The organism is Micromonospora noduli (assembly GCF_003264365.1).
Classification (GTDB): domain Bacteria; phylum Actinomycetota; class Actinomycetes; order Mycobacteriales; family Micromonosporaceae; genus Micromonospora; species Micromonospora noduli.
In genome coordinates, this window is record NZ_PYAK01000070.1 from 1 (window position 1) to 24,593 (window position 24,593).

Genomic DNA, 24,593 nt, shown 5'->3' on the forward strand with positions numbered 1-24,593 from the left:
CGCCGCCGGTCGATGCGCCGAATGCCCGCGCCGACGGCCTTGCGCGCCGCCGACCGGGCCGCCGTGGCCGCCCGCCCGGCGGGCTGGGTGAACCGCACCGACCCGGCCGCGGCCTTCTGCGCCAGCAACGTCACGTCGGTGCTGCCCTCACGGACCAGGGCGTCGAACACCGGCACCGCCACCCCGTGACCCAACCCCACGTCCGCGGCGACCGCGTCGACGAGCCGGTTCACCCACGGAATGCCGTCCGGGTCGGCGCCGGTCACCCCGGCCAACCGCAGCACCGCCCGCTCCACCGACACCGTGGTGTGGCTGCGCGCCAGGTCCACCACCGGCTGCCCGGCCCGACGCGCCAACTCCCGCGCCCGCGCCACCAGCACCGGATCAAGATCAAGCTTCCCGGTCATGATGACCCTTCCTCATAGATGACCTCACCGCGCAGCACCAGACGCCGGCACACCGGCAGCGGCGTCGGGTCGTCCGGACCCCGCGCCTCCGGGTCCTCGGCCTGCAACACCGGCAGACCCCGCTCCACCCCCGCCGGCGTCGACCACACCGCGAACGTCGCCGGCGCACCCAACGCCAGGACCCCCTCGACGTCCAGGTGCACCGCCCGCCACCCGCCCCGGGTGTGCGCCGCGAACGCCGAACGCACACTCATCCGCTGCGCCGGGTTGTGGTGCGCCACCGCCGCCCGCACCGACCCCCACGGGTCCAGCGGCGTCACCGGCGAATCCGACCCGAACGCCAACGCCACCCCCACCGAGTGCATCGCACCCATCGGGTTCGACTCCAACGACCGGTCCAACCCCAACCGCGTCTCGTACATCCGGCCCGCGCCACCCCACAACCGGTCGAACGCCGGCTGCATGCTCGCCACCACCCCGTACTCCACGAACCGCGCGATCAACGCCTTGCTCATGATCTCCGCGTGTTCGATGCGGTGCCGGGCCGCGCGCAACCGCTCCACCCCCACCGTCCGCGCCGCCGCCGCGAACCCGTCGAGGACCGTTCCGATGGCCGCGTCACCGATGGCGTGGAAACCGCCCTGCATGCCGTGCGCCGCGCAGTCCAGCAGGTGATCGCGCACCTGCTCGACCGACAGGTACCCGTGCCCGCAGCCGTCACCGTCGCCGTACGGCTGCGACACGTGCGCCGTGCGCGAGCCCAACGCCCCGTCGGCGAACAGGTCCCCACCGGCGCCGACCGCGCCCAACTCCCGGGCCCGCGCGGCGCCACCCAACTCACCCCAGTACCCGTACACCTCCGGTAACCCCGCCCCGGAGATCCCCAGCAGACCGGTGAAGTCCTCCTCGTCGGAGATCTCCGGGCCACCACACTCGTGCACCGCCGCGATCCCCAACGACGCCGCGTGGGCCAGGGCCACCCGCTGCGCCGCGACGCGCTGGGCCCGACTCACCGACGCCTGCGCGGCCGCCCGCACCACGTGGTGCGCGTCGCGCCGCAACCAGCCCGACGCGTCGTACCCGGCCGCCTGCGCCGCCTGCGGGCACGCCGCCAGCAACGCCGACGACACCAACGCCGAGTGGATCGACGCCTGCGACAGGTACACCCGCCGACCACCGGCCGCCCGGTCCAGCGCCGCGGCGTCCGGCAACGTCGGATCCGACCAACCCGACTCGTCCCAGCCGTGCCCCAGCACCACCGCGTCCGCCGGCAGACCCGCCGCGAACCCCGCCACCGCGTCGAGCAACTGCCCCGCCGAGCGCACCCCGGACAACGCCAAACCGGACAACGCCAACCCGGTGTCGGTGGCGTGCACGTGCGCGTCGACGAACGCAGGCGTCACCAACGCCCCGCCCAGGTCCACCACCCGGTCGGCCGGTGGCGCGTCACCGTCGGTCCCCAACCAGGCAATCCGCCCACCGGACACCAGCAGCGCGGTGGCGCTCGGGTCGGCGGGGCAGTGCAGCACGCCGCCGCGATACAACGTCGAGGGGTTCGTCATGACCTCAGTCTGCCGCGACCCGCGCCGCGAACAGCTGACGCACCCCCGGCTCGGCCCGCAGCAGCCCCAGCGCCAACTCCGCGTGCCCCGGCACGTACCCGTTGCCCACCAGCATCGTCACGTCCGCCGCCAACCCCTCCGCGCCCAACGCGGCAGCGGAGAAGCTCGTCGCCATCGAGAAGAAGATCACCGTGCCGCCGTCTGCGGTGGCCAGCACCGCCCCGTGCTCACACCCCGGCACGTCCACGCAGACCACCGTCACGTCCGCCGGCACCCCCAGCGCGGTGGTCACCGCCGTGGACAACCCCACCGGGTCGCGCGCGTCGGCCAACGCCACCACCGACGCCAGACCGGCGGCCGTCAGCGCGTCGCGCTCCGCCGCCACCGGCACCACCCCGACGGTACGCGCGGCGCCCGCCCGTCGCGCCGCCGCGAGAGACAGCGACCCGCTCTTACCCGCCCCACCGATCACCGCGACCCGCACCGGCGTCGGATCACCGCTACGCCGACGATCCTCGACGTAGCGCGACACCACCCGGGCCGTCAGCGCGGGCGCCCCGCACACGTCCAGCACGGCGAGGGACAACTGGGGATCCTCGTCGTCGGGCAGCACCGCGGCGATGGAACGCGCGAACAGGATCGCCCACCCGTCACAGGGCACCTGCTCGCTGCGCCCGTCCCAGCGGGCCAACCCGTCGGTGATCACCAGGGGCGTCAACGTCAACGACACCAGGGTGGCGACCCGCTCCCCCGCCCTGAGCCCCAGCGGGGACCGCCGACCGGCCTCCTCGACCGTGCCGATCAGCATCCCGCCCGACCCGGTCACCGGGTTCTGCATCTTCCCCCGCGTGGAGATGATCTCCAGCACCTCTGCGCGGACCGCGTCACCGTCCCCGCCGTGCTTCTCCGACAACTGCCGGAAGCTCGCCGCGTCCAGGTTGAGCCGCTGCACCCGGATCCGCACCTCGTTCGGCGCGATCGCCGCCGACGTGTCCAGGCGCCAGGCTGCCTGCGGCAGCACCCCCGTCGGTTGCACGACGCGGTGCAGTCCCACCGGTGACGTCACGCCAACCTCCCCCTGCCAGCCGTTCGAAGCCCCGGTCAAGGCTCGCGTAACGGGAAAACTTACGGCAGACTAGTTTCTGTACCGAATATTTTCCAGTAGCCTTCGGGCTTTGATGATCAGCCGCAACACCGAGGAGGGGCCGTGACCCAGACCCAACCGGTTGAGACCATCCCTCAACCCCGTCACGCCCCGGTCGCCGTACCGACCGCCGGGCAGCCCTACGAGTACCACCGCCGCCCCCTGGTCGAACCCGACTGGACCCGGTTCCCCGGCTGGCGCCACGTCACCCGCGACCAGTGGGAATCCGCCCAGTGGCAGCGCGTCAACTGCGTCAAGAACATCAAGCAGCTCCGCGCCGTCTTCGGTGACCTGATCGACGAGACCTTCTACGCCGACCTCGAGGCCGACCAGAGGGCCCTGGCCACCATGTCCATGCTGGTGCCACCACAAATGATCAACACGATGGTGCCGTTCGCGACCCTCACCACCGAGGCGCTGCTCGCCGACCCCATCCGCCGCTACATGATCCCGGTCGCCTCCGACCGACGCACCGACTGGCCCTCACACCCCTACGCCAGCCGCGACAGCCTGCACGAGCACGACATGTGGGTCGCCGAAGGCCTCACCCACCGCTACCCCACCAAGGTCCTCGCCGAACTGCTCTCCACCTGCCCCCAGTACTGCGGGCACTGCACCCGGATGGACCTCGTCGGCAACTCCACCCCCGCCGTCGACAAACTCAAGCTCACCCTCAAGCCCGTCGACCGCTACGACGCCCACATCGCCTACCTCAAGGCCCACCCCGGCGTCCGCGACGTGGTCGTCTCCGGCGGCGACGTGGCCAACGTCCCCTGGCGCAACCTCGAGTCGTACCTCATGCGACTGCTGGAACTGGAGACGGTCCGCGACATCCGGCTCGCCACCAAGGCACTCATGGGTCTCCCCCAGCACTGGCTGCAGCCCGACGTCGTCGAGGGCCTGGAGCGGGTGGCCCGCACCGCCGCCCGCCGCGGCGTGAACCTCGCCATCCACACCCACGTCAACCACGCCCAGTCGCTCACCCCACTGGTCGCCAAGGCCGCCCAGACCGCCCTCGACGTCGGCGTCCGCGACGTCCGCAACCAGGGCGTGCTCATGCGCGGCGTCAACGCCACCACCCCGGAACTGCTCGACCTCTGCTTCGCGCTCCAGGGCGAAGCCGGGATCCTGCCGTACTACTTCTACATGTGCGACATGATCCCCAACGCCGAACACTGGCGGGTCCCGGTCTGGCACGCCCAGCAACTCCAGCACGACATCATGGGCTACCTCCCCGGCTACGCCACCCCCCGGATCGTCTGCGACGTCCCCTTCGTCGGCAAGCGTTGGGTGCACATGCTCACCGACTACGACCGCGAACGCGGCATCTCCTACTGGACGAAGAACTACCGCACCTCCATCGAGTCCGCCGACCTGGAGGCGCTCAACAAGCGCTACGCCTACTACGACCCGATCGACACGCTCCCCGCCGACGGCCAGCAGTGGTGGAACGACCACCGCGACGACTGACCCACCGACGACGACACCCCCGGGGAGACCACTCCCGGGGGTGTCGCGCACTCCGTGGTCAGGCGCAGCCCAGACCCTGCGAATAGCTGGCCCGCAACGTCCCGGCCGCGATCTCGTCGGCGTACTCCCAGAACACCTCCGGCCAGTCACCGGCCTTGTCCATGTCCCGCAGCACCCGCCACCCGTGGCTGCTCCGCAGCGCCTCGACGGTCCGCCGCACCCCGGCCTCGTCCCCGCTCGCCCTCGCGCGCTGCCACTCAGCGATCCACCCGCAACCCACCCGCGACGTCACAGCGGCACCGAACTGGTAGGGATCGTTGATGCCGACGTCAACCAGCGCCGCCACGTCGAAGCCCGGCGGGAGCGGCACGTCCGCGAGCACCTCGGCCGCCCGCGCCAACGCCCGCTCGGGAATGACGATCTCCGGCGGAAGCGCACCCAACCACGTACGCGCATCCACTCGGACCACATTGGCGAGGACCCGGGCGAACTCCTTCCGGGACCAGTCACCCCCGGTCTGCAACTCGACGAAGACCCCGTCACGGGGACGGAGCAACACCTCGAAATCGCTGGCGGAATACTCGAACTGGTCACCCGGCCAGCCATCGACCTGCACAGCCTTCGGACGATTGACGTGGAGCCGGTCGGCGTAACGGTCGGCGTAACCGTCAGCCGAATACCAGTCGAACTCCAACTCGCGTCCACCCTTGCGAAAGGTGATGGTGCCCATCTCCTGGGTGAACCCGTACACGGTGGTCGCCTTCCAGCCGGGCTGGTTGATCAGCAGCCGCGGATTCTTCTCCGCGGCCCGCATCGCCACCGGCGAGTAGACGACCGGAGCACCGGCGCTGGGAGCGGAAGCCACCTCCCCGACCTCTCCGGGCTCGCCCGGCAGAACAGAGACGGCCAGGACCCCTGCGAGGACCACGACCACCGCCGCCACGCCAGCGAAGCGACGCACTCTCGGTTGCCGTCGGGGTGGTTGCACGAACCGACCGAGCGTCGACTCGGACATGATCTCGCCAAGGAGGGTCTGCTTCACCCCGTCGAGCTGTCCAACGAGGTCCAGCCGAGCGGGATCGGCCTCTCGAACCAGCCGGTCAAAGTGTTCCTCGGTCATCTCTGCTCCTTCCGGGTGGCTGCGGTCAGCACGTCGAGTACATGTCCAGGCGGCCCGAGGTCATCACCGACCATCTCCCGCAGCCTGGCTCTCGCACGCGACAGTCGTGTCCGCACCACGGCGGGACCGACCCCGAGGACCGCGGCCACCTCGCGCGGCTGCAAGCCCTCCCACACGGTGAGCATCAACACCTCACGGTCCAGCTCACCCAGACCCGCCAACGCCGCCCGGACAGCAAGCCGCTCGGGCACCTCACTGCCCGGATCGACGGCGACCGCGACGGCGATTTGCTCACGCAGCCGCTCACCCAGCCGCTGGCGGCGAACCCCACCCCGGTGATGATTGGCCAACACCCGCCGGGCCACCCCGTACAGCCAGAGCCGAGCCTCATCATCGGCCGGAATGTCATGCCTGCGCCGCCAGGCGACCAGGAAGGTCTCCGCGACGACGTCGGCCCCGTCCTCGGGATGCGCGACACGCCTCAGCGCGTACGCCAACAACGGCTCGAAGTGCTCAAGGTAGACGCGCCGGAAGCGGTCCTCGTAGTACTCAATGCCGGAGCTCACGTTCACTCCATGTCCGGTGGGACCTCAACCGTGACAGGTCGCGCGAGCCCGTTTCCCCGATTTCAACCCGGCCGCTCCCCTGGCGTGCACAGTGCCGCACCCGGCGCGACGGGCCGTCAGGTGGTCAGCACCTCGGACAACGGCGCCGGCACCAGCCCTCGCTCACGCAGCCCGGCCAGGATGTGCGGCAACGCCTCGTCCGTCATCGCCGCGTTCGCCTCGGTCACATGCATGATCACGACTGACCCGGGGCGGACGTGGTCCAACACCGCCCGCACCAACGGCTTCCACGCCGTCGCGAATGGATCGCCGCTGACCACGTCCCCGTCAACCACCGTCACACCCAGCGGCGCCAACGCGTCCAACGCCGCCGCGTCGTGGCACAACCCCGGAAAACGGAAGTACCGGGTCTGCCGACCCCCGTACGGCGCGATCACCTCGAACGTCTTCGCCACATCGCCGGCCAGCTCGTCGACCGGCAGCCGGGGCAGGTCGTAACAGTCGGCGGTGAACGCCGCGTGCCCGTAGGTGTGATTGGCCAACTCGAAGCGCGGGTTGCCGGCGATCCGCCGGGTCACGTCCGGATACCGCTTGACCCACTTGCCGGTCAGGAAAAACGTCGCCGGCACCTGCTCCCGCTCCAGCAGGTCGAGGATGCGCAGATTCGCGTACGACTTGACCCGGCCGGCCCGCAGGCTGGCCAACATCCCGTCGGTCATGTCCGCGTCGAAGGTCAGCGCGACCTTGGCACCGGTGCGCGGCCCGTGATCCACCACCGGCGCCCTGCTCCCCACCCGCGTCGCCCCCGGGAAAGCCGGAACAGCCGGAACCGTCGGCGTCGGGACACTCTGTGGGGTGGCGGGAGCCGTTGGCGTCGGAACCGCCTGCGATGCGCTGGCCGGCGGCGCGGCCGCAGAGGCGGACGAGCCGACGAAGACCGGCCCCTCCGGCGGTGGCACCCGGGACGCCGTGCACGCGACACTGCCGACAACGGCCGCCGCAACCAGTGCGCCACACCACAATGGGCGAAGGCGGGGTCGGATCACGCCGCAGATCATCGCAGACGCGAAAGCGCCTCACTGTCCCGCGCGCACCGTCTCGAACGCCGGCGAACGCACCTCGCCCACCCGACTCACCTAGACCCCGAGCAGCCGGCGGCCGCTGGCAAGCGGGCATTGCGCGTCAAGCGTCGGGGTGGTGCCGCTCCGGTGAGCGATATACCTCAGAGGTATAAATATGACTCCCAGGTATACGGCTCACCAGCGAATCTCCCGCCCGAGAGGCCGCCGAGGCCGCCGCCGCAGTTGGGGTCGAGCAGGGCCGCGCGGGGCGTACATGGTGACCGCCACGCCGAGCAGGCAAAAGGGCCAGCGCCGCCAGCACCAAGGAACGCGGCACGACGGGTCCCCGGGCGACGGTGCGCCCGGGGACCCGTGGACCGCTCAGGTCACTTCGTGAAGGAGTCCTTCACGTTGCGACCAGCGTCCTTGACGTTCTGACCGGCCTGCTTGGCGCGCGCGTCGCTCTCCTGGCTGGCGCCCTCGCCACGCATCCGCTCGTTGTCGGTCATGTCGCCGACGCGCTCCCTCGCGGCGCCGGCCATCTGCTCAACCTTGTTCTTTGCCTTCTCGGTGAAGCTCATCGCGCCTCCTCGGTCTGGCGGTTGTCCCGGCACGCTTGCCCGGTCTCCGGGTGCCGAAACCGGCGGTGCCGGTCGGCACACCCCGTAAGGCATCCTAGGAAGATAGGTAGTGGGAGGGTCGCCTGTCGGCCACGCCCCACGATGGTTAACTGACCGCATGGGAGAGCTCCTGCTGATCCGACACGGCGAGACCACCTGGAGCGCCAGCCTGCGGCACACCTCGTACACCGACCTGGAGCTGACCCCCGACGGCGAGCGACAGGCCCGCACCCTGGCCGCGTTCCTGGCCGGCCGGCGCTTCGCCACCGTGCTGAGCAGCCCCCGCTCCCGGGCGCTGCGCACCGCGCAGCTCGCCGGGCTCACCGTCGACGCCGTCGACGAGGACCTCAGCGAGTGGAACTACGGCGAGTACGAGGGCCGCACCACGGTCGACATCCACAACGACGATCCGCACTGGAACATCTGGACCGACGGCTGCCCCGGCGGGGAGTCCCCCGCGCAGGTGGGCGAACGGCTCGACCGGGTGCTGGCCCGCGTCACCCCGCTGCTCGACCGAGGCACCGTCGCGCTGGTCGGGCACGCGCACAGCCTGCGGGTGCTCGGTGCCCGCTGGATCGGTCTGCCCCCGTCCGCCGGCGGGCGGCTACGCCTGGAGACCGCCACGGTCAGCGCGCTCGGTCACGAACACGGTCGGCAGGTCATCCTGCGGTGGAACCAGCCGGCTCCTCCGGCGCCCGGGACCGCGACCGACTCGGTGCCGCAGAGCTGATCTTTGGTGGCCGGTTCTCGTACGGCGTGGACAACACCACCGTCGTCCGGGTCGTGACGTTCGCCGAGGTGCGGATCTCCTGGAGCACCCGCTCCAGGTCCGTGGGGCTGGCCACCCGCACCAGCAGCAGGTAGAAGTCCTCCCCCGCCACCGAATAGCAGGAGTCGATCTCCGGCAGGTGGGCCAACCGCTCCGGGGCGTCGTCCGGCTGCGACGGATCGAACGGCCGGATCGCCACGAACGCGGTGAGCGGCAGGTCCAGCGCCTCGAACGACACCCGGGCGGCGTACCCCTTGATCACCCCGCGCTGCTCCAGCCGACGGACCCGCTGGTGCACGGCGGACACCGACAGCCCCACCCGCTCGGCCAGGTCGGTGTACGACAGACGGCCGTCGGCGGTCAGCGCGGCGACGATAGCGCGGTCGATCTCCTCCACGGCGTGCAACCTACCGGGAAAACCGTCGCACGGCGACGAGGTACCCGAGTGGCGGACCGCGGTGGGCCGTGACGCACCCACCGCAGCCTTACCACCACGTGCCGTCGTCAGCCCTTGGCCAGCGCCCGGGAGATCACCATCCGCTGGATCTGATTGGTGCCCTCCACGATCTGCAACACCTTCGCCTCACGCATGTACCGCTCCACCGGGTGGTCGGCCACGTAACCCGCGCCGCCGAGCACCTGCACCGCGTCGGTGGTCACCCGCATCGCCATGTCGGTGGCGAACAGCTTCGCCTTGGCCGCCTCGATCGAGTACGGGCGGCCGGCGTCGCGCAGCCGGGCCGCCGCCAGGGTCAGCGCGCGGGCGGCGGAGATCTGGGTGGCCGCGTCGGCGAGGAGGAACCCCAGCCCCTGGAAGTCGATGATGGAGCGCCCGAACTGCTGGCGCTCCCGGGCGTAGGAGACCGCGTAGTCCAGGGCGGCCTGGGCCAGCCCGACCGCGCACGCCGCGATGCCCAGCCGGCCGGAGTCCAGCGCGGACATCGCGATGGTGAAGCCCATCCCCTCGCCGCCGATCAACCGGTCGGCCGGCACCCGCGCCTCGTCGAAGGCGATCTGCGCCACCGGGGAGGCGCGCAGCCCCATCGTCCGCTCGGCCGCCTGCGGGGTGATGCCGGCCGTGCCCGCGTCGGCGAGCAGGCAGGAGATCCCCTTCGGGCCGGGCCCGCCGGTGCGGCAGAAGACGTTGTAGAAGTCGGCAGTGCGGGCGTGGGTGATCCATGCCTTGGTGCCGGAGACCAGGTACGCGTCGCCGTCGCGATCCGCCCGGGTGGTCAGCGCCGCCGCGTCCGAGCCACCCTGCGGCTCGGAGAGGCAGTACGCGCCCAGCAACTCGCCACCGAGCATGTCCGGCAGCAGCTTGCGCTGCTCGTCGCTGCCGAACGCCGCCACCGGGTAGCAGGACAGGGTGTGCACGCTGACCGCCTCGGCGACCGCGAGCCAGCGGCTGGCCAGGATTTCCAGCACCTGCAGGTACACCTCGTACGGCTGGGCCGCGCCGCCGTACTCCTCGGGGTAGGGCAGCCCGAGCAGGCCGGCGCGGCCCAGCGTGCGCAGCACCTCACGGGGGAACTCGGCGCGTTCCTCGAAGGCCGCGGCCTTCGGCGCGAGCTCGCCGTCGGCGAGCTCGGTGGCGAGACCCAGCAGGTCGTGGGCCTCGTCGGTGGGGAGGATCCGGTCGACAGTCATAGCGCGATGAGCTCCGTGGGGGTGGTGTTGAGCCGTTGCACGCCGTCCGTTGTGCAGACGACGATGTCCTCGATGCGGGCGCCGTGCCGGCCCGCCAGGTAGATGCCCGGTTCGATGGAGAACGCCATGCCGGCCTCGAGGGGTCGGTCGTTGCCGGCCACCAGGTACGGCTCCTCGTGCCCGTCCAGACCGATGCCGTGGCCGGTGCGGTGCAGGAACGCGGCACCGTAGCCGGCGGCGGCGATCGGCGCCCGGGCCGCGTCGTCGGCCGCCGCGCCGGTGATCCCGGGCCGCACCGCCGCGACGGCGGCGCGTTGGGCCTCGCACAGCACCGCGTAGTAGTCCAGGAAGTCGGCCGGCGCCGACCCGCCCGCCAGGTAGGTGCGGGTGCAGTCCGAGCGGTAGCCCGATGCCATGGTGCCGCCGATGTCGACCACCACCGGCTCGCCGACGCCGATCGGCCGGTCCGAGGTGCCGTGGTGCGGGCTGGCCCCGTTCGGCCCGGCCGCCACGATGACGAAGTCGACTGTGACGTGCCCGGCGGCGCGGATCGCCGCGGCGATGTCGGTGGCGACCTCGGCCTCGGTGCGACCGGGGCGCAGCCACTCGCCCATCCGCAGGTGCACCTCGTCGATCGCCGCGCCGGCCTCGGCGAGCGCCGCGACCTCCGCCGGGGACTTGCGGATCCGCAGCTCGCGCAGCACCTCCCCGGCGAGCCGTTGCGCGGCGTCGGGCAGCGCCGCGCGCAGGCCGAGGACCTGCTCGGCCCACATCCGGTCGGCGAGCCCGACCGCCGCTACCGGGCCGTCGAGGGCGGCGACGACCAGGGGGTACGGGTCGGTGCCGTCGACGTGGTCGACGATGCGGACCCCGGTGGCGGGCGCGGGGGACGCCTCCGCCGCCGGGCGTTCCAGCCGGGGCACGATCAGGGTCGGCTCGCCCTCGGCGGGCAGCACCAGGCAGGTCAGCCGCTCCCCCGCGTGGGCGTCGTAGCCGGTCAGATACCGCAGGTCGGAGCCCGGGGTGAGCAGCAGGGCGTCCAGGCCGGCGGCGGCCGTCGCTCGCTGCGCGGCGATCAACCGATCCGGTGGATACAGCTCGTCGATTCCCACCCCGTCAGCTTAACGGTCGTTTGGGCAAACCCCATATCGACACCGATCGTCGGAAAATCCATCGACGTTGATTGACGCGGACAGTTAACACTCTTTAAGATTTGGCTGCCTCGAGGCCCACCCGTCCCTGCGTCCCCGCACCCCCCGCCCGCGACAACCCTGCGCGGGCGGGTGTCGTCCCCCGCCCACGGGAAGGCCCCCGATGTCCTCACCACTGCGCCGCGCCCTCGCCGCCGGCCTGCTCGCGTTGGCCACCGCCGGCGCCACCCTCACCGTCATTCCCACCGCCGCGCAGGCCGTGGTGCTGCCGAACAACTTCAAGAGCGTCGGCTACATGCCCTCCTGGGCCGGCAACATCAACACCATCCAGTACAACAAGCTCACCCACATCAACTACGCCTTCGTCCTGCCCAACAGCAACGGCACCCTGCAAGGGGTGGACGGGGCCCGGCTCTCCTCGCTGGTCTCGCAGGGGCACGCCAACAACGTCAAGGTCTCCATCGCCGTCGGCGGCTGGAACGACGGCAACGACTCGGCCTTCGAGACGCTCGCCGCCAACCCCACCAGCCGCACCAACTTCGTCAACAACCTGGTCAACTTCGTCAACCAGTACAACCTCGACGGCGTCGACATGGACTGGGAGTACCCCGACGCGGGCGCCTCGGCCAACAACTACACGGCGCTCATGACACAGCTCAGCAGCGCCCTGCACAGTCGCGGCAAGCTGCTCACCGCCGCCGTGGTCAGCGAGGGCGGCAGCGTCCAGGGCGTCCAGACGGCCGTGTTCAACCAGGTCGACTGGCTCAACATCATGGCGTACGACGGCGGCAGCCCACACGCCAACTACGACTGGTCGATCAACAGCATCAACCTGTGGAAGGCCCGCGGCCTGCCGGCCAGCAAGGCCGTCCTCGGCATCCCGTTCTACAGCCGCCCCGTCTACTACAACTACTCGTACCTGGTCGGACTCGACCCGGCGAACGCCAACCGGGACTGCGCCACCATCGGCGGCAGCCAGCAGTGCTGGAACGGCATTCCGACCGTCAAGCGCAAGACGCAGTGGGCCCTCGCAAACGCCGGCGGCGTGATGAACTGGGAGCTGTCGCAGGACACCAGCGGCTCCACCTCACTGCTCAGCGCCATGTACGACACCATCATGGGCGGCACCACCCCGCCGCCGACCGGTCGCACCGGTCAGATCACCGGAATCGCCGGCAAGTGCGTCGACGTGGCGTCGGCGAGCACCGCCAACGGCGCCGCCGTCCAGCTCTGGGGCTGCAACGGCACCAACGCGCAGACCTGGACCGTGGCCAGCGACAGCACGCTGCGAGCCCTCGGCAAGTGCGCCGACATCACCAGCGGCTCCACCGCCAACGGCGCGAAGGTCCAACTCTGGGACTGCAACGGCAGCGGCGCGCAGGTCTGGCAGGCGCAGTCCAACGGCACGCTGCGCAACCCGCAGTCGAACAAGTGCCTCGACGCCAGCGACAACAGCTCCGCCGACGGCACCCGGTTGCAGATCTGGGACTGCTTCGCCGGCGCCAACCAGCGCTGGACGCTCCCGGCCTGACGCGGCGCCCGCCGGGCCCCCGCACCAGCCGGCTCGTAGTGCCCCCGGTCGACGCGAAGGCGTCAGCCGGGGGCCCCTGCGTGCTCGCCGACCACTGTGAGCATCTCCTGCACCGAGCCGGCCGGGTCGGTGACCGGGAACTGCACGGCCCGCACCACCGCCGTCGGGTCGACCAGCAGGGTCAGCCGCTTGAACCGGGTCACCCCACCCGCACGGAACACCGGCAGCAGCAGCCCCGCCCCCAGTCGGCCGTCCTCGTCCGACAGCAGCGGAAACGGCAGTTCGGCGTACGCGGCGAAGTCGGCGAGCTGGTCGGGCCGCTGGGTGCTGATGCCGTACACCCGGACACCGGCGGTCACGAAGTCCGGGTGACGCTTGGCGTACGTGGTCGACTCCAGGGTGCACCCCCGGGCGCCGGGAATCTCCGCCCAGCCGGGCGGATAGCCGTGCGTCCCCGGCGCGTACGCCCCGGGGAACAGGTAGAGGACCGTCCACGCGGCGGTCGCGGCCACCGCCACCGGTTGCCCGTCGGCGGCGGGCAGGACGACAGCGGGCAACCGTCGGCCGACCAGGTCGTGCGCGCGGCGCGCCTCGGCCGAGCCGGCGTCGGCCGTCGCGGTGACGTCACCGTCGCCCATCAGGTGCCTCGTTCCCCAGTCCTGCAGCGCGATCAGCACCGGCAACAGCCCCTCGCCCCTCGCCGTGAGCAGATAGTCGTACCGCGGTGGGTGTCGCGAATACGGTCTGCGCTCCAGCACACCGTGCTCGACCAGGGCGCCGAGGCGCTCGGTCAGCGCCCGCCGGCTGACGCCCAGCTCGCGTTGGAGCGCGTCGAAGCGGGTCGTCCCGCCGGCGACGTCCCGCACGATGAGGAACGTCCACCAGTCCCCCAGTACGCCGAGCGCCTGCGCGATGCCGCAGTCCGCATCAGCAAGATCCTCTCGCCGCACCGGCTACCTCCATTGGTCCCGTCCCGACTATAGTCCGTTCCGGATTGGAACGCTCTGCATCGACGACCGGCAGCGGTCCGCGCGTCGGTTTCCCTGATCGAACGCCACCGGTAGCCATAGCCTGGAATCGGGGAGCCGCCCGGACTCCCCGACCGGGAGGACCGACGTGGCAGCGAACCAGGCGAGCAGGGCGGCGACCCGCCGTCGCCGCCAACTGTGGGCCGGGGTCCTCGCACTCGTCGGCCTGGTCCTGCTGGTCATCGGCGTCACCGTCGCCGACGGCGTCGCGGCCTGGGTCGAGGTGGTGGTCGCGATCCTGCTGCTGGTGACCAGCTACGTCGTGCAGCGCCTGGCCCGACGGGAGACCGTCTACCGGCCCGACGAGCGACGCTGACACCACCGGCGGCCGGGCGTACGCCAGATCGTCGGACGGTTGTGCCAGGCTGTCCGGCGTGGCACACCGACCCCCGATCCTGCTGATCGACGCAGCCAGCCTCTACTTCCGGGCCTACTTCGGCATTCCGGAGTCCGCCGCCAAGGCCGAGGACGGCACACCGGTCAACGCGGTGCGCGGCTTCCTCGACATGCTCGCCACCCTGATCCGGGTGCGGGGCGCCGACCGGATGATCTGCGCACTGGACTACGACTGGCGCCCGGCGTGGCGGGTCGACCTGCTGCCGTCGTACAAGGCGCACCGGGTCGCCCCGCAGGGCGGCGAGATCGTTCCGGACACCCTCTCCCCGCAGGTGCCGATGATCCTGGAGGTGCTGACCGCGGTGGGAATCACCGCGGTCGGCGCGACCGGCTACGAGGCGGACGACGTGCTCGGCACCCTCTCGGTGACCCAGCCCGGCCCGGTCGAGGTGGTCTCCGGCGACCGCGACCTGTTCCAACTCGTCGACGACGCCCGACCGGTCCGACTGCTCTACGTCGGGCGCGGCGTCGCCAAGCTCGACGACTGCGACGATGCCGCCGTACGGGCCCGCTACGGCGTGCCCGCCGACCGGTACGCCGACTTCGCCGCACTGCGCGGCGATCCGAGTGACGGGCTGCCCGGGGTGGCCGGCGTCGGCGACAAGACCGCCGCACGGCTCATCGAGCGGTACGGCAGCATCGCCGGCATCCTGGCCGCGCTCGACGACTCCGACTCGTCCTTCGCACCGGGCCTGCGCGCCAAGCTGGTCGCGGCGCGCGACTACCTGGGCGTCGCGCCGACGGTGGTCCGGGTCGCCCTGGACGTGCCCCTGCCGGAGCTGCCCACCGCGCTGCCGAGCGCGCCGGCCGACCCGGACCGGCTGCTCGAGCTCGCCCAACGGTGGAACCTGGCCGGCTCGGCCCGCCGCCTGGTCGACGCCCTCGCCGCCCCCCGTGGCGACGGGAAGCCGTCGACACCTCCGCAAGCAGGGTAACCACCCGACACAACCCGGTTGAGGGACGAGCGGGCGAACGCAGGATCCCGCGCTCGCCCGCTCGTTACCGTCCCTAGAGGTGGACCGGACAGGCCCATCGAGTCGAGCGGTTCCGCAGGAGTATCCCGTGCACCTCGCCGCGCCGGAGCCCGGATCGCCACGGGCCAGCGGTCCGCCGGTGCGCGACCCGGAGGGCCCGCGCCGGGTCACCCTCCTCGAACTCTTCTTCGACCTGGTGTACGTGGTCGCACTGGCCCTCATCTCACGGGGAATGGTCGACCAACTCGACTGGCACCGGGCCGCCGAGGCACTGATCATGCTGGCCGCCGTCTGGTGGACCTGGGCGATCACCACGCTGGTCACCGACCTGTACGACCCGGAACGCACCGAGATCAAGCTGCTGATCAGCGCCGTGATGTTCGGCGCGCTGCTGATGACCACGGCGATTCCGGAGGCGTTCAACAACCGGGGGCTCGTCTTCGCCGGCACGTACGTGGCGATTCACCTGGGGCGTGGACTGTTCCTGATGCCGGCCGTACGGCGCGAACCGCAGACCCAGCGTCGGGCGGCCCGCATCTTCATCTGGTTCTCGGTGTCGGCGATCCCGTGGCTCATCGGCGCATTCGTCAGCGGGGACGCCCGGATCGCGTGCTGGGCCAGCGCGCTCGCCATCGACTACCTCGGCTTCCGGCTCGCGTACCCGGTACCGGGGCTCGGGGTGGTGCCCGAGAAGCAGCGCAACGTCACCGCGGAGCATCTCTCCGAGCGCTACCAGCAGTTCTTCATCATCGCGCTCGGCGACGCGATCCTGACGATCGGCACCATGTTCAGCATGGAGCACAACGAGGCCGAGAACATCGGGGCCTTCGCTGTGGCGTTCCTGACCACGCTGCTGCTCTGGCGGATCTACGTACACAAGTCCGGCGAGCTGCTGCCGACCGCCATCCAGGCCGCCGAGTCGCCCAGCAAGTTCCTGTTCAGCGCGCCGTACACCCATCTGTTGATGATTTCCGGCGTGGTCACCACGGCGGCCGGCTTCCACCTGGTGCTGCACGAGCCGACCGGACGGATCCCGCCGGCCTGGCTGGCGGTGATCCTCGGCGGCCCGGCGCTGTTCCTGGCCGGCCGGGCCTCGTTCGAGTACGAGGTGTTCAGCCGGGTGTCGTGGTCCCGACCCGGCGGTGTGCTGGCGCTGCTGACCATCGCCCCCGGGCTGCTGTACCTGCCGCCGGTGTTCGCCTCCCTCGGTGGGCTGCTGGTGCTGGTCGGCGTGGCCTACGCGGACTTCCGGCGTAGCCACGGCAAGCCGCCGGAGGCCCCGTCACCGCCCCACTGAGCCGAATCCGCCGTTCACAGCGGAGTCGGGCCGGCCAGCAGCCGGCCGGCGTCGGGCACATACGGCTCGACGCCCAGACCGGTGAGCAGTTGATGCACGGTCGCCGTCGCCGCGGTGAGCACCGGGCGGCCGAGACTGGCCTCCACCTGCGGCACGGCCGCCAACGACGGCAGCTGCACGCAGGCGGAGAGGATCACCGCGTCCACGTCGGTCACGTCCAGCCGATCGGCCAGCTCGACCAGCCGCGCCGCGGGGATGCGCCCGACCGCCACGTTGTCCGGCTCGCAGAGGCTCACCGCGTCGGTCACCTGTACGCCGTACGCGGCGAGGTAGGCGGCGACGGTCGCGGTCAACGGCGGCAGGTACGGCGCGATCAGGGCCACCCGGCGGGCACCCAGCGCCCGCAGCCCGGCCACCAACGCGCCGGCACTGGTCACCACCGGCATGCCGTGCCCGGCGCGACCGGCCGCGCGGCCCAACCGCTGCCCGGCCCGCTCGTGCGCGCCGGCGCCCTCGCACATCACCGCCACCAGACAGGCGTACGCGAGCACGTCGCAGCGGGCGTCGGCCAGCTCGGCGGCACACCGCAGGGCGGAGCGGTTCATCCGGGCCAACTCGTCGGCGGTCACCTGACGCAGCCGTACCCGGCTGGAGTGGGTGGTGAAGCGGACCGTCGGATCGACCACCTCACGTCGGCGCAGCATCGCCGGGATCTCGGTTTCCATTGTGGTGTTGGAACTGGGCACCACCAGGCCGATGCGGTAGCCGCTCACACCAGTGCCCCGGCGTACCCGCGGACCTGCAGTCGTTCCCGAGCACCTCCGGCGAGGCGCACCTGCAGGCCGAGCGGCGCGGCGGCGCGTCGGACGTCGTCCAGGTGCAGCGATCCGTGCCGGTCCACGGTGAGCACCGGCGGTTCTTCGAGGTCACCCTCCGGCGCGTGGAACGAGAGCAGGGTGACCGAGGTGGTGAGGTAGCCCGGGTAGGCGGCGCGGGCCGCCGCCTCGTCCCGGTGGACCAGCACCACCAGATCGTCGAGGTGGGCGAAGTCGGCGGCGAGGGCACCCGCCTTCCAGTGCGCCGGTTCCTCCGCCGCGCCGGTGAGATGCCGGGAGCGGTTCGCCGAGGTGATGTAGAGGTGATCCGTTCCGGTCTCGGTGAGCGCCCGCTCGAAGAAGGCGTTGGACGGGCAGGTCAGCCCCGGCGCGATCACCTGGGTGGTCCGTATCCCCTGGTCGATCTGGGTGAGATGCTCGGGGAGCCGATCCGCCGCGGGCCCACGGAAGCCGAAGGGCCCGGCCCCGTAGAGGGCGTCCATCAGCGCCCGCACCCGACCGACCGGCAACCGCGGCGAGATCCGCGTCCAGTCGAACATCCCGGGAATCCGGCCGATCGCGGTGGTGATGCTGCCGACCTGGTGTGCCGGTCGGCCCTTGGCCAGGTTGACCCGGCGTACGGTCGCCGCGTCGGGACGCGTCACGATGACGTAGAAGTTGGCGAACGCCGCCGCGACGATCGCGCCGCCAGCAAGCGCGCGGGCCGCGACCGCGACGTCCTCGGGGCGGTCGATATACAGGGGCGGTGTCGGGGCGTCCATGAGTCCTCCTCGGCGGGGCCGTGAGGCAGTTCTACGTCCACCCACCCGGATGACGGCGAGGTCGGTCGCCGATCCGATAGCCGACAGGTGCTACCCGGTGCGGGCGGCGGATGCCCGGGCGGTACACAACGGCGGACGGCATCGGCCGGATGGGGGATCCGGCGGGGGTCGTAGCACGCAACCGTTAGCCGCGCGACCCGATTGGGTACAACGGCTGCACCTCAGATCCACCACATACCCCCAGGAGGCAGCGATGCGCGGCACCTCGATTCTCGGAGTCATCGTCGTGATCTGGTTGGTGATCGGCGCCATCGCCGGTGGCCAGCGCGGTTATTACAGCGGCGACGACACCAACTGCGCCGAGGCCGGCACCATCCTGGTCACCATCGTGGCCGGGCCGTTGAACTACATCGGCGCCAACCCGAAGGTCGACTGCAAGCTGCCCGAGCCTTCCAAGTAGACGACAGACGTACCCCGGCCCGTGCCCCCGCAGTGGGGGTACGGGCCGGTTCCGTTCGGCGGGATCGCGCCGGAGCACCAGACGAGTAAGTCCCTACCGTGGCTGAGGCTGTCGGCGGGGTCGACGGGCGGCGGTGGGTCACCTGCGCCGGGGCGGATGTGCTGGCCGAAGCGCACACCCCGACCCGCACTCCGGGTTGTCGCAGTGCTCGCGTTCCGCGTCGCGGGCGGCACACCGCCTAAGGCATCCTAGGAGGCTGGTTTGCGGCTCGGCGGCGTTTGTCCGCGCCGGGGCCGGGAACCGCCGATGCCTCAGTCAGCGAACGGGATCAGGAGTGTGGCATGCAGATCGGCTACAAGCTGGCCTCGGAGGGGTATGGCCCACAGGAGATCATCCGGCAGGCCGTCCTGGCCGAGCGGGCCGGCTTCGACTTCGTCGAGATGAGCGACCACTTCCATCCGTGGCTGGACGCTCAGGGGCACTCGTCCTTCACCTGGAGCGTGCTCGGCGCCATCGCGGCCAAGACCACCACCCTGCGCCTGGCCACCGGGGTCACCTGCCCGACCGTCCGGTACCACCCGGCGATCATCGCGCAGGCCGCGGCGACCATGGCACTGATCTCCGACGGCCGGTTCACCCTGGGGGTGGGCGCCGGAGAGCGGCTCAACGAGCACGTGGTCGGTCAGGGCTTCCCCAGCGTGCGGGGGCGACACGAGCGACTACGCGAGGCGCTGGAGATCATCCGGCTGCTCTGGCAGGGCGGCTACCAGTCGTACGAGGGCCGGCACCTGCAACTGGAGGACGCCCGGATCTTCGACCTGCCGGACACCCTGCCCGTGATCGCGGTGGCGGCCAGCGGTGAAGCGTCGGCGCGGCTCGCCGCCGAGTTGGGCGACGGCCTGTTCGCCACCGAGCCGGACGCGTCGATCGTCGAGCACTACCGCCGCGCCCAGGGTGCGGGCCCGCGCTACGCCGAGGTGCCACTGGCCTGGGCCACCGACGAGCACCAGGCGGTGCAGGCGGTGTTGCAGACGAGCCGATGGATGGTCACCGGCTGGAAGGTGATGAGCGAACTGCCGAACCCGGTCAACTTCGACGCGGCCAGCGCGTACGTCGAGGAGAAGCACATCCGGCAGCTCTTCGCCATCGGCCCGGACCCGGAACCGCACGTCGCCAAGGTCCGGTCGTACGTCGAGGCCGGCTTCGACCACATCGTCCTGCAGAACGCCGGCCCCGACCCGGACGGCTTCCTCGACTTCTTCGCCGGCGACCTCTCCGGCCGGCTGCGCGCCATGGGTTGACGCCGTGCTGAGGAGCAGGTCGGCGGCGTCGGTGGCCACCGGGCTCGGCGGTCGGCGAGGGGCCGAGGGCGTCACGTGACGACAAAGCACCGCCCGCCCCGGACGATCGTCCGGGGCGGGCGGTGCACTCAGGATGAATGCGCTCGGGATGGTGCGCGGGTCGACGCTCAGCGGAAGCAGTGCGCGATCGGCACCTGGCTGCCCTCGCAGTTGGTCGGCTCGTTCTCGACCACCACGCTCTCATCGTCGATCTTGACCTGGGCGTGCATGCCGAAGATGCCGCCGGGCTTCACCGTCGACGCGTTGTGGGTGACCTTGCTGGTGTAGATCGCCACCGAGCCCGCGCTGGCGTAGATGCCGCCGCCCTGGGACGCGGCGCCGACAGCCTCGTTACGGGTCACGTCGCTGCCGCGGACCAGCAGGTTCGCCTTCTCGGCGTAGATGCCGGCTCCGAGGCCGTGGGTGGTGTTGCCGTCGATCACACTGTCGTCGATCGGCGTCAGGCCCTTCACTGTCGAGACGCCGCCGCCGTTGACTGTGGACGTGTTGCCGCGGATGGTCATCGTGCGCATCACCAGCACCGCGTCGGAGTTGGCGGCACCGCCGCCGACCTGCGCGGTGTTGTTCAGCAGCTCGGTGTCGGAGACCTTCGTCCGGGCCGAGAAGCTGGCCAGCCCGCCACCCTGGGCGGCGCTGTTCCGGGTGAAGGAGACGCTCTCCACGTCGGCGGCACCACGGTAGTTGCCCAGCCCGCCGCCGTAGGCGTTGGCGCTGTTGCGGTGGAACTCCGAGCGCTTCAGTGTCAGCACGCCGCCGTTGAGCAGGCCCCCGCCCTTGCCCGCGGCGCCGGAGGCGCTGTTGCCGACGAACGTGGAGTCGGTGACCACCATGTTGCCGTCGTTGAAGATGCCGCCGCCGCCCCCCTCGGGCGACAGCGAGGTGCTCTGCGTGACGGTGACCCGTTCGACCACGGCCGTGGCGCCGTGCACCACGTGCACGCTGCCGCCCTCGATGGCCGAGCGGCCGTTGTGCAGTTCCACGTCGCGAAGGGTCAGCTCGCCGCCGTCGCGGACGGTGAAGAAGCGGAACGAGGCGGCCTGGGCGGCCCGGGCGATGGTGGCGCCCGCGCCGTCGATCGTGATCGGCTGGTAGATCACCGGCAGGCCAGCGGTGTCGTCGGCCGGGTTGTGCGGCGGCGCCTCAGCGTCGCCGGGTGTCTCCGCGGCGTCGGCCGCCTCCCGGGCGTCACGGATCCCGCCGTCGTACTGGTCGGTCTCGTGGAACGCCTCGGTGAGGGTGTAACGGCACTTGGGCGCGAGCCGAAGTTCGCCGCCGCCCTCGGCGTTGGCAGTGACCAGCGCCGCCACCAGCTTCGCGGCGTCGCACGGCACCGACACCACGCCCCGCTTACCGGTGCCCGGGGTGGTGGGGCGGGCCCGCTCCGCGTCGTCCTGGCCGGGCTGCGGAACCCGCCGGTCGTCGTCGCGGCGGTCGTCGTCGGCTGCCGGGGTCAGCCGGGCCAGACCGGGGAGGGTGAGGGCGCGGTCGGCGGCGGCGGCCGCTCCGGCCGCTCCCACGACCAGGCTCCCCGCCAGCAAGCCGCTGGCTAAGAACCATCGGGAGCGCCGTCTGGGTCGGGTCGCGCGGTCTCCCTCTCGGTACGTGGACATCAACGGTGCCTACCTTCCTGCGTACGTGACGTGGCCGCGCGCCGATTCGGGCGCGGGGGGCTCGACGTGTTCGCCGGCTACCAAACGTCACGATAAGTCCGTAATACGGACAGGAAGGTGTGAACGTGAATAGTGCCCTCTTTCATCTTCAAAGCTGTCAGAGCGGCATCGAGGTCACCCGCCGACGTGGATGCCGGGCCGACGCAGCGGGTCCCGTTCGGTCCGGCGGATGATCTCCCGCACCACCGGCGGGGTGTCCCCCCGGCCCAGGATGAGGTAGCGCGCCAGGTGCGCGATCGGGCTGCCCTCCGACCACTCGAAGTGCGCGTGCGGCCGGACCCCGGTGGCGTCGCGCAGGGCCAGCAGGATCGCGGCGATCGCGTTCGGCGCCGCCGGGCTGTTGGCCCGCAGCACCCGGAAGCCGCCCACCTCGATCCCGTGTACGCGCAGCACCTGACTGAACTCCGACGGATCGACCACATCGATCTCCAGAAACAGCACGTCCGCGGCCCCGGGCACCGGATTCATCCCGCGCTGCGCCCGCTCCTTGAGCGTGTACTCCTTCACCGACCCCTTCTGCCGCTTGTTCGCGATCAGGTGCAGCTGCCCGTCGTGCGCCAGCGACTCGGTGATGAACCGACGGGCAGCCTCGTCGAACTCGATCCGCTCGGCGCGCAGCTCGGTGGTCCGGGTGACCCGGGAGACCAACGAGACCACGATGATGCCGAGGATGAACAGCGCGGAGATCGTGATGCCGTCCGGCTGTTCGATGACGTTCTCCAGCAGCGCGTACAGCAGCACCAGGGTCAGCACGGTGAAGCCGATCGCGGAGCCGCGCCGATGATGACGGGCCGCGGAAATCGTCACCGCCACCGCCCCGGAGACCATCATGGCCAGGATCCCGGTGGCGTACGCCCCGGCCTGGGCGTTGACGTCGGCGCGGAAGGCGATCGTGATGGCGACGCTGACGACGGTGTAGACGATCACCACGGGGCGTACCGCCCGCGCCCACTCCGGCGCCATGCCGTACGACGGCAGGTAGCGCGGCACGATGTTGATCAGCCCGGCCATCGCCGAGGCTCCGGCGAACCAGAGGATGAGCACGCTGCTCACGTCGTAGACGCTGCCGAACACCTCCCCCAGGTAGGCGTGCGCCAAAAACGCCAGCGCCCGCCCGTTCGCGCCGCCGCCCGGCCGGAACTCCTCCGCCGGAATGAGCGCAGTGGTCACGAAGGTGGTCGAGATCAGATACACGGACATGATCAACGCGGCGGTGGTGAGCAGCCGACGTGTGTTGCGGATCCGGGCGGCGAGCCGGGCCTGCTTGTCCGGGCCGTCGGCCGCCACCAGGGGCATCATGCTGACCCCGGTCTCGAAACCGGACAGCCCCAGCACCAGCAGCGGGAACGCCAGCACGGCGGTGAACAGCACCTGGCCCGGTCCGCCACCGGTCGAGGTCACCGCGGCCGTCCAGTTCGACACGATGTCCGGGTCCTCGACGATCCGGGCCACCGCGACCACGACGATCACCGCGTTGAGCACCAGGAAGACCGCGACCAGCGGGATGGCCACCACCACCGCCTCGCGGAACCCGAGCAGGAACACCCCGCCGAGGATGAGCAGCAGCACCACCGTCACCACTACCGGCACCAGGGACCCGTGCAGGACGTCCGGCAGGTACGGGTTCTCCAGCAGGTGCACTGTGGCGTCGGCAGAGGAGAGGGTGATCGTGATGATCCAGGAGGTGGCCACGAAGCCGAGCAGCACGAGGACGAAGATCTTGCCCCGCCAGAACGGCAACAACCGCTCCAACATCGCCACCGAACCCTGACCGTGCGGGCTCTCGTGGGCCACCCGCCGGTACATCGGCAGCATGCCCAACAGGGTGAGCACGACGATCAACAGGGTCGCCAGCGGGGAGAGCGCCCCGGCCGCCACCGCCGCGATGCCCGGCAGGTACGACAGCGTGGAGAAGTAGTCCACGCCGGTCAGGCACATCACCTGCCACCAGGCGTGCCGACGGTTCTGTCCCTCGCTCGCCTCGGGGCCGGGCGGCTGCACCTGGTGCTGAAAGAGCCACCGGCGCAGCGGGCTGGCCGGCGGCGCCGAGCGGGCCGGGGTGGCCACGCGTTCGGGCACCACGACGCCCTGCCGGCCGCCCCGGTGTGGGCGGGCTGGATCGCGGGCCGCCCGCAGCGCAGGGTCCGGCCCGCTCGGCGTGTGGCGGCGCCCGTTCCAGCGCCGTGGTTTCGCCCGGTGCTCGTCAGCCATCGCCAGTCCCACCCTCACAGGTCCTGATCTGACGGTAGGCGGTGTCCCGGTGCCCGATCGGCGGAACCGGGCACCTGTTCGGCCTGCTCAGGACAGGTCCGCGACGGCGAGCAGACGGGCCAGCGCGGGCGGGTCGGCGATCGTCACCGTGGCCGCCGGGTGCCGGGGCCGCCCCCCGGGCACCAGCGCCGGCACCGGCACGCCGAAGCGCAGGCAGATCCCGCCGGCCGCGCTGCTGCCGAAGGTCGCGCCGCCGTCGGCCAGCGACAGGTGCGGGCCGATCGCCCGCCACCAGCGGTACGGCCCGCTCAGCTCGACGCCGGTGACGTTGTCCCGGTCGGTCCGCAGCCGCCACGGCCCGTACCGGATCATCAGGTCCCGTTCGGTGACGGCGACCCAGGCGGACGATCTTGGCGTTGGTCTCCAGCAGGTCCATCCGGCTCATGCCGGGCTTGCGCGGCAGACCAGCGGTGCTCACGACGACGTCGGAGCCCTCGATGCTCTCGTAGCCCTCACCGTTGGGGCCGGTGGTCACGCCGACCACCTTGGTC

Annotated in this window: 24 protein-coding genes and 1 pseudogene; 8 read left to right on the top strand and 17 right to left on the bottom strand. The window is 71.4% G+C overall.

The genetic code is table 11. The features are described from left to right. The 3 genes from GUI43_RS29745 to kdd form a co-directional block, all read right to left on the bottom strand. A partial coding sequence (locus GUI43_RS29745) for a lysine 5,6-aminomutase subunit alpha TIM-barrel domain-containing protein (protein WP_283016244.1) occupies positions 1-407 on the bottom strand: 407 nt, incomplete at its 3' end. Then, a complete protein-coding gene (locus GUI43_RS29750; protein WP_091398263.1) occupies positions 404-1,969 on the bottom strand; it encodes an amidohydrolase in 1,566 nt (521 codons plus the stop codon). The genes GUI43_RS29750 and GUI43_RS29745, both read right to left, overlap by 4 nt. A gap of 4 nt (positions 1,970-1,973) precedes the next feature. After that, positions 1,974-3,035 (bottom strand): L-erythro-3,5-diaminohexanoate dehydrogenase, encoded by a 1,062-nt coding sequence (gene kdd / locus GUI43_RS29755; protein ID WP_112700294.1) that lies wholly within the window; start codon positions 3,033-3,035, stop codon positions 1,974-1,976. A gap of 141 nt (positions 3,036-3,176) precedes the next feature. Here kdd and GUI43_RS29760 point away from each other — a divergent pair, with 141 nt between their 5' ends. Further along, a complete protein-coding gene (locus GUI43_RS29760) occupies positions 3,177-4,583 on the top strand; it encodes a KamA family radical SAM protein (protein ID WP_112700295.1) in 1,407 nt (468 codons plus the stop codon). Positions 4,584-4,641: 58 nt separating this feature from the next. Here the strand turns inward: GUI43_RS29760 and GUI43_RS29765 are convergent, their stop codons facing one another. The 4 genes from GUI43_RS29765 to GUI43_RS29780 all read right to left on the bottom strand — a co-directional run bounded on the left by GUI43_RS29765 (position 4,642) and on the right by GUI43_RS29780 (position 7,911). Next, complete coding sequence (locus GUI43_RS29765; RefSeq protein WP_112700296.1) at positions 4,642-5,703, bottom strand: hypothetical protein; 1,062 nt, start codon at positions 5,701-5,703, stop codon at positions 4,642-4,644. Next, positions 5,700-6,269 carry an RNA polymerase sigma factor gene (locus GUI43_RS29770; RefSeq protein WP_112588003.1) on the bottom strand — a complete coding sequence of 190 codons (570 nt, stop codon included), beginning with the start codon at positions 6,267-6,269 and terminating at the stop codon, positions 5,700-5,702. The genes GUI43_RS29765 and GUI43_RS29770 overlap by 4 nt, the downstream gene beginning before the upstream one ends. A 116-nt stretch (positions 6,270-6,385) precedes the next feature. Beyond that, entirely contained in the window at positions 6,386-7,045 is a 660-nt protein-coding gene (locus GUI43_RS29775; RefSeq protein ID WP_112588005.1) for a polysaccharide deacetylase family protein, read from the bottom strand. Between the two features lie 671 nt (positions 7,046-7,716). Further along, positions 7,717-7,911, bottom strand: coding sequence for a CsbD family protein (locus GUI43_RS29780; RefSeq protein ID WP_112588007.1), 195 nt, complete (start codon positions 7,909-7,911; stop codon positions 7,717-7,719). A 157-nt stretch (positions 7,912-8,068) separates the two neighbouring features. On the opposite strand from GUI43_RS29780, the gene GUI43_RS29785 reads away from it, so the two are divergent. Then, on the top strand, positions 8,069-8,680 hold the full coding sequence (locus GUI43_RS29785) for a histidine phosphatase family protein (RefSeq protein WP_112601072.1): 612 nt from the start codon (positions 8,069-8,071) through the stop codon (positions 8,678-8,680). On the opposite strand, the gene GUI43_RS29790 is transcribed toward GUI43_RS29785, so the two are convergent. From GUI43_RS29790 to GUI43_RS29800, 3 genes are all read right to left on the bottom strand, one after another. Continuing rightward, positions 8,610-9,116: an Lrp/AsnC family transcriptional regulator gene (locus GUI43_RS29790; RefSeq protein WP_091398289.1), complete on the bottom strand. Its 507-nt coding sequence runs from the start codon at positions 9,114-9,116 to the stop codon at positions 8,610-8,612. The two genes, GUI43_RS29785 and GUI43_RS29790, sit on opposite strands and share 71 nt — an antisense overlap. A 107-nt stretch (positions 9,117-9,223) precedes the next feature. After that, a complete protein-coding gene (locus tag GUI43_RS29795) occupies positions 9,224-10,366 on the bottom strand; it encodes an acyl-CoA dehydrogenase family protein (protein WP_112588011.1) in 1,143 nt (380 codons plus the stop codon). Then, positions 10,363-11,478, bottom strand: a complete 1,116-nt coding sequence (locus GUI43_RS29800) for a M24 family metallopeptidase (protein WP_112700297.1) — start codon at positions 11,476-11,478, stop codon at positions 10,363-10,365. The genes GUI43_RS29795 and GUI43_RS29800 overlap by 4 nt, the downstream gene beginning before the upstream one ends. Positions 11,479-11,680: 202 nt before the next feature. Between GUI43_RS29800 and GUI43_RS29805 the strand changes: the two genes are divergently transcribed. Further along, positions 11,681-13,048: a glycosyl hydrolase family 18 protein gene (locus tag GUI43_RS29805; RefSeq protein WP_112588015.1), complete on the top strand. Its 1,368-nt coding sequence runs from the start codon at positions 11,681-11,683 to the stop codon at positions 13,046-13,048. Positions 13,049-13,110: 62 nt separating this feature from the next. Here the strand turns inward: GUI43_RS29805 and GUI43_RS29810 are convergent, their stop codons facing one another. After that, positions 13,111-13,998, bottom strand: coding sequence for a winged helix-turn-helix transcriptional regulator (locus tag GUI43_RS29810; protein WP_112588017.1), 888 nt, complete (start codon positions 13,996-13,998; stop codon positions 13,111-13,113). A gap of 166 nt (positions 13,999-14,164) precedes the next feature. On the opposite strand from GUI43_RS29810, the gene GUI43_RS29815 reads away from it, so the two are divergent. From GUI43_RS29815 to GUI43_RS29825, 3 genes are all read left to right on the top strand, one after another. Next, positions 14,165-14,392, top strand: a complete 228-nt coding sequence (locus GUI43_RS29815; RefSeq protein ID WP_112588019.1) for a hypothetical protein — start codon at positions 14,165-14,167, stop codon at positions 14,390-14,392. 58 nt (positions 14,393-14,450) lie between these two features. Then, positions 14,451-15,407: a 5'-3' exonuclease gene (locus tag GUI43_RS29820; RefSeq protein ID WP_112588021.1), complete on the top strand. Its 957-nt coding sequence runs from the start codon at positions 14,451-14,453 to the stop codon at positions 15,405-15,407. A gap of 127 nt (positions 15,408-15,534) precedes the next feature. Further along, positions 15,535-16,743, top strand: a complete 1,209-nt coding sequence (locus GUI43_RS29825; protein WP_112588023.1) for a low temperature requirement protein A — start codon at positions 15,535-15,537, stop codon at positions 16,741-16,743. A gap of 14 nt (positions 16,744-16,757) precedes the next feature. Here GUI43_RS29825 and GUI43_RS29830 read toward each other — a convergent pair whose 3' ends face one another. Continuing rightward, on the bottom strand, positions 16,758-17,516 hold the full coding sequence (locus GUI43_RS29830) for a maleate cis-trans isomerase family protein (RefSeq protein ID WP_112700298.1): 759 nt from the start codon (positions 17,514-17,516) through the stop codon (positions 16,758-16,760). Further along, positions 17,513-18,340, bottom strand: a complete 828-nt coding sequence (locus GUI43_RS29835; protein WP_112601069.1) for a hypothetical protein — start codon at positions 18,338-18,340, stop codon at positions 17,513-17,515. Before GUI43_RS29835 ends, GUI43_RS29830 begins: the two co-directional genes overlap by 4 nt. Before the next feature lie 253 nt (positions 18,341-18,593). On the opposite strand from GUI43_RS29835, the gene GUI43_RS29840 reads away from it, so the two are divergent. Together GUI43_RS29840 and GUI43_RS29845 are read left to right on the top strand one after the other, a co-directional pair. Continuing rightward, positions 18,594-18,800: a hypothetical protein gene (locus GUI43_RS29840; RefSeq protein ID WP_007460667.1), complete on the top strand. Its 207-nt coding sequence runs from the start codon at positions 18,594-18,596 to the stop codon at positions 18,798-18,800. A 341-nt stretch (positions 18,801-19,141) separates the two neighbouring features. Next, positions 19,142-20,101 (top strand): TIGR03557 family F420-dependent LLM class oxidoreductase, encoded by a 960-nt coding sequence (locus GUI43_RS29845; protein ID WP_112700299.1) that lies wholly within the window; start codon positions 19,142-19,144, stop codon positions 20,099-20,101. Positions 20,102-20,268: 167 nt separating this feature from the next. On the opposite strand, the gene GUI43_RS29850 is transcribed toward GUI43_RS29845, so the two are convergent. The 4 genes and pseudogenes from GUI43_RS29850 to GUI43_RS29865 form a co-directional block, all read right to left on the bottom strand. Further along, on the bottom strand, positions 20,269-21,771 hold the full coding sequence (locus GUI43_RS29850; protein ID WP_112588031.1) for a right-handed parallel beta-helix repeat-containing protein: 1,503 nt from the start codon (positions 21,769-21,771) through the stop codon (positions 20,269-20,271). 174 nt (positions 21,772-21,945) lie between these two features. Further along, positions 21,946-24,042 (bottom strand): amino acid transporter, encoded by a 2,097-nt coding sequence (locus GUI43_RS29855; protein WP_208646427.1) that lies wholly within the window; start codon positions 24,040-24,042, stop codon positions 21,946-21,948. Between the two features lie 87 nt (positions 24,043-24,129). Continuing rightward, entirely contained in the window at positions 24,130-24,414 is a 285-nt protein-coding gene (locus GUI43_RS29860) for a hypothetical protein (RefSeq protein ID WP_249037878.1), read from the bottom strand. Between the two features lie 28 nt (positions 24,415-24,442). After that, positions 24,443-24,593 (bottom strand): annotated as a pseudogene (locus GUI43_RS29865) (lactate/malate family dehydrogenase); the annotation flags it as partial.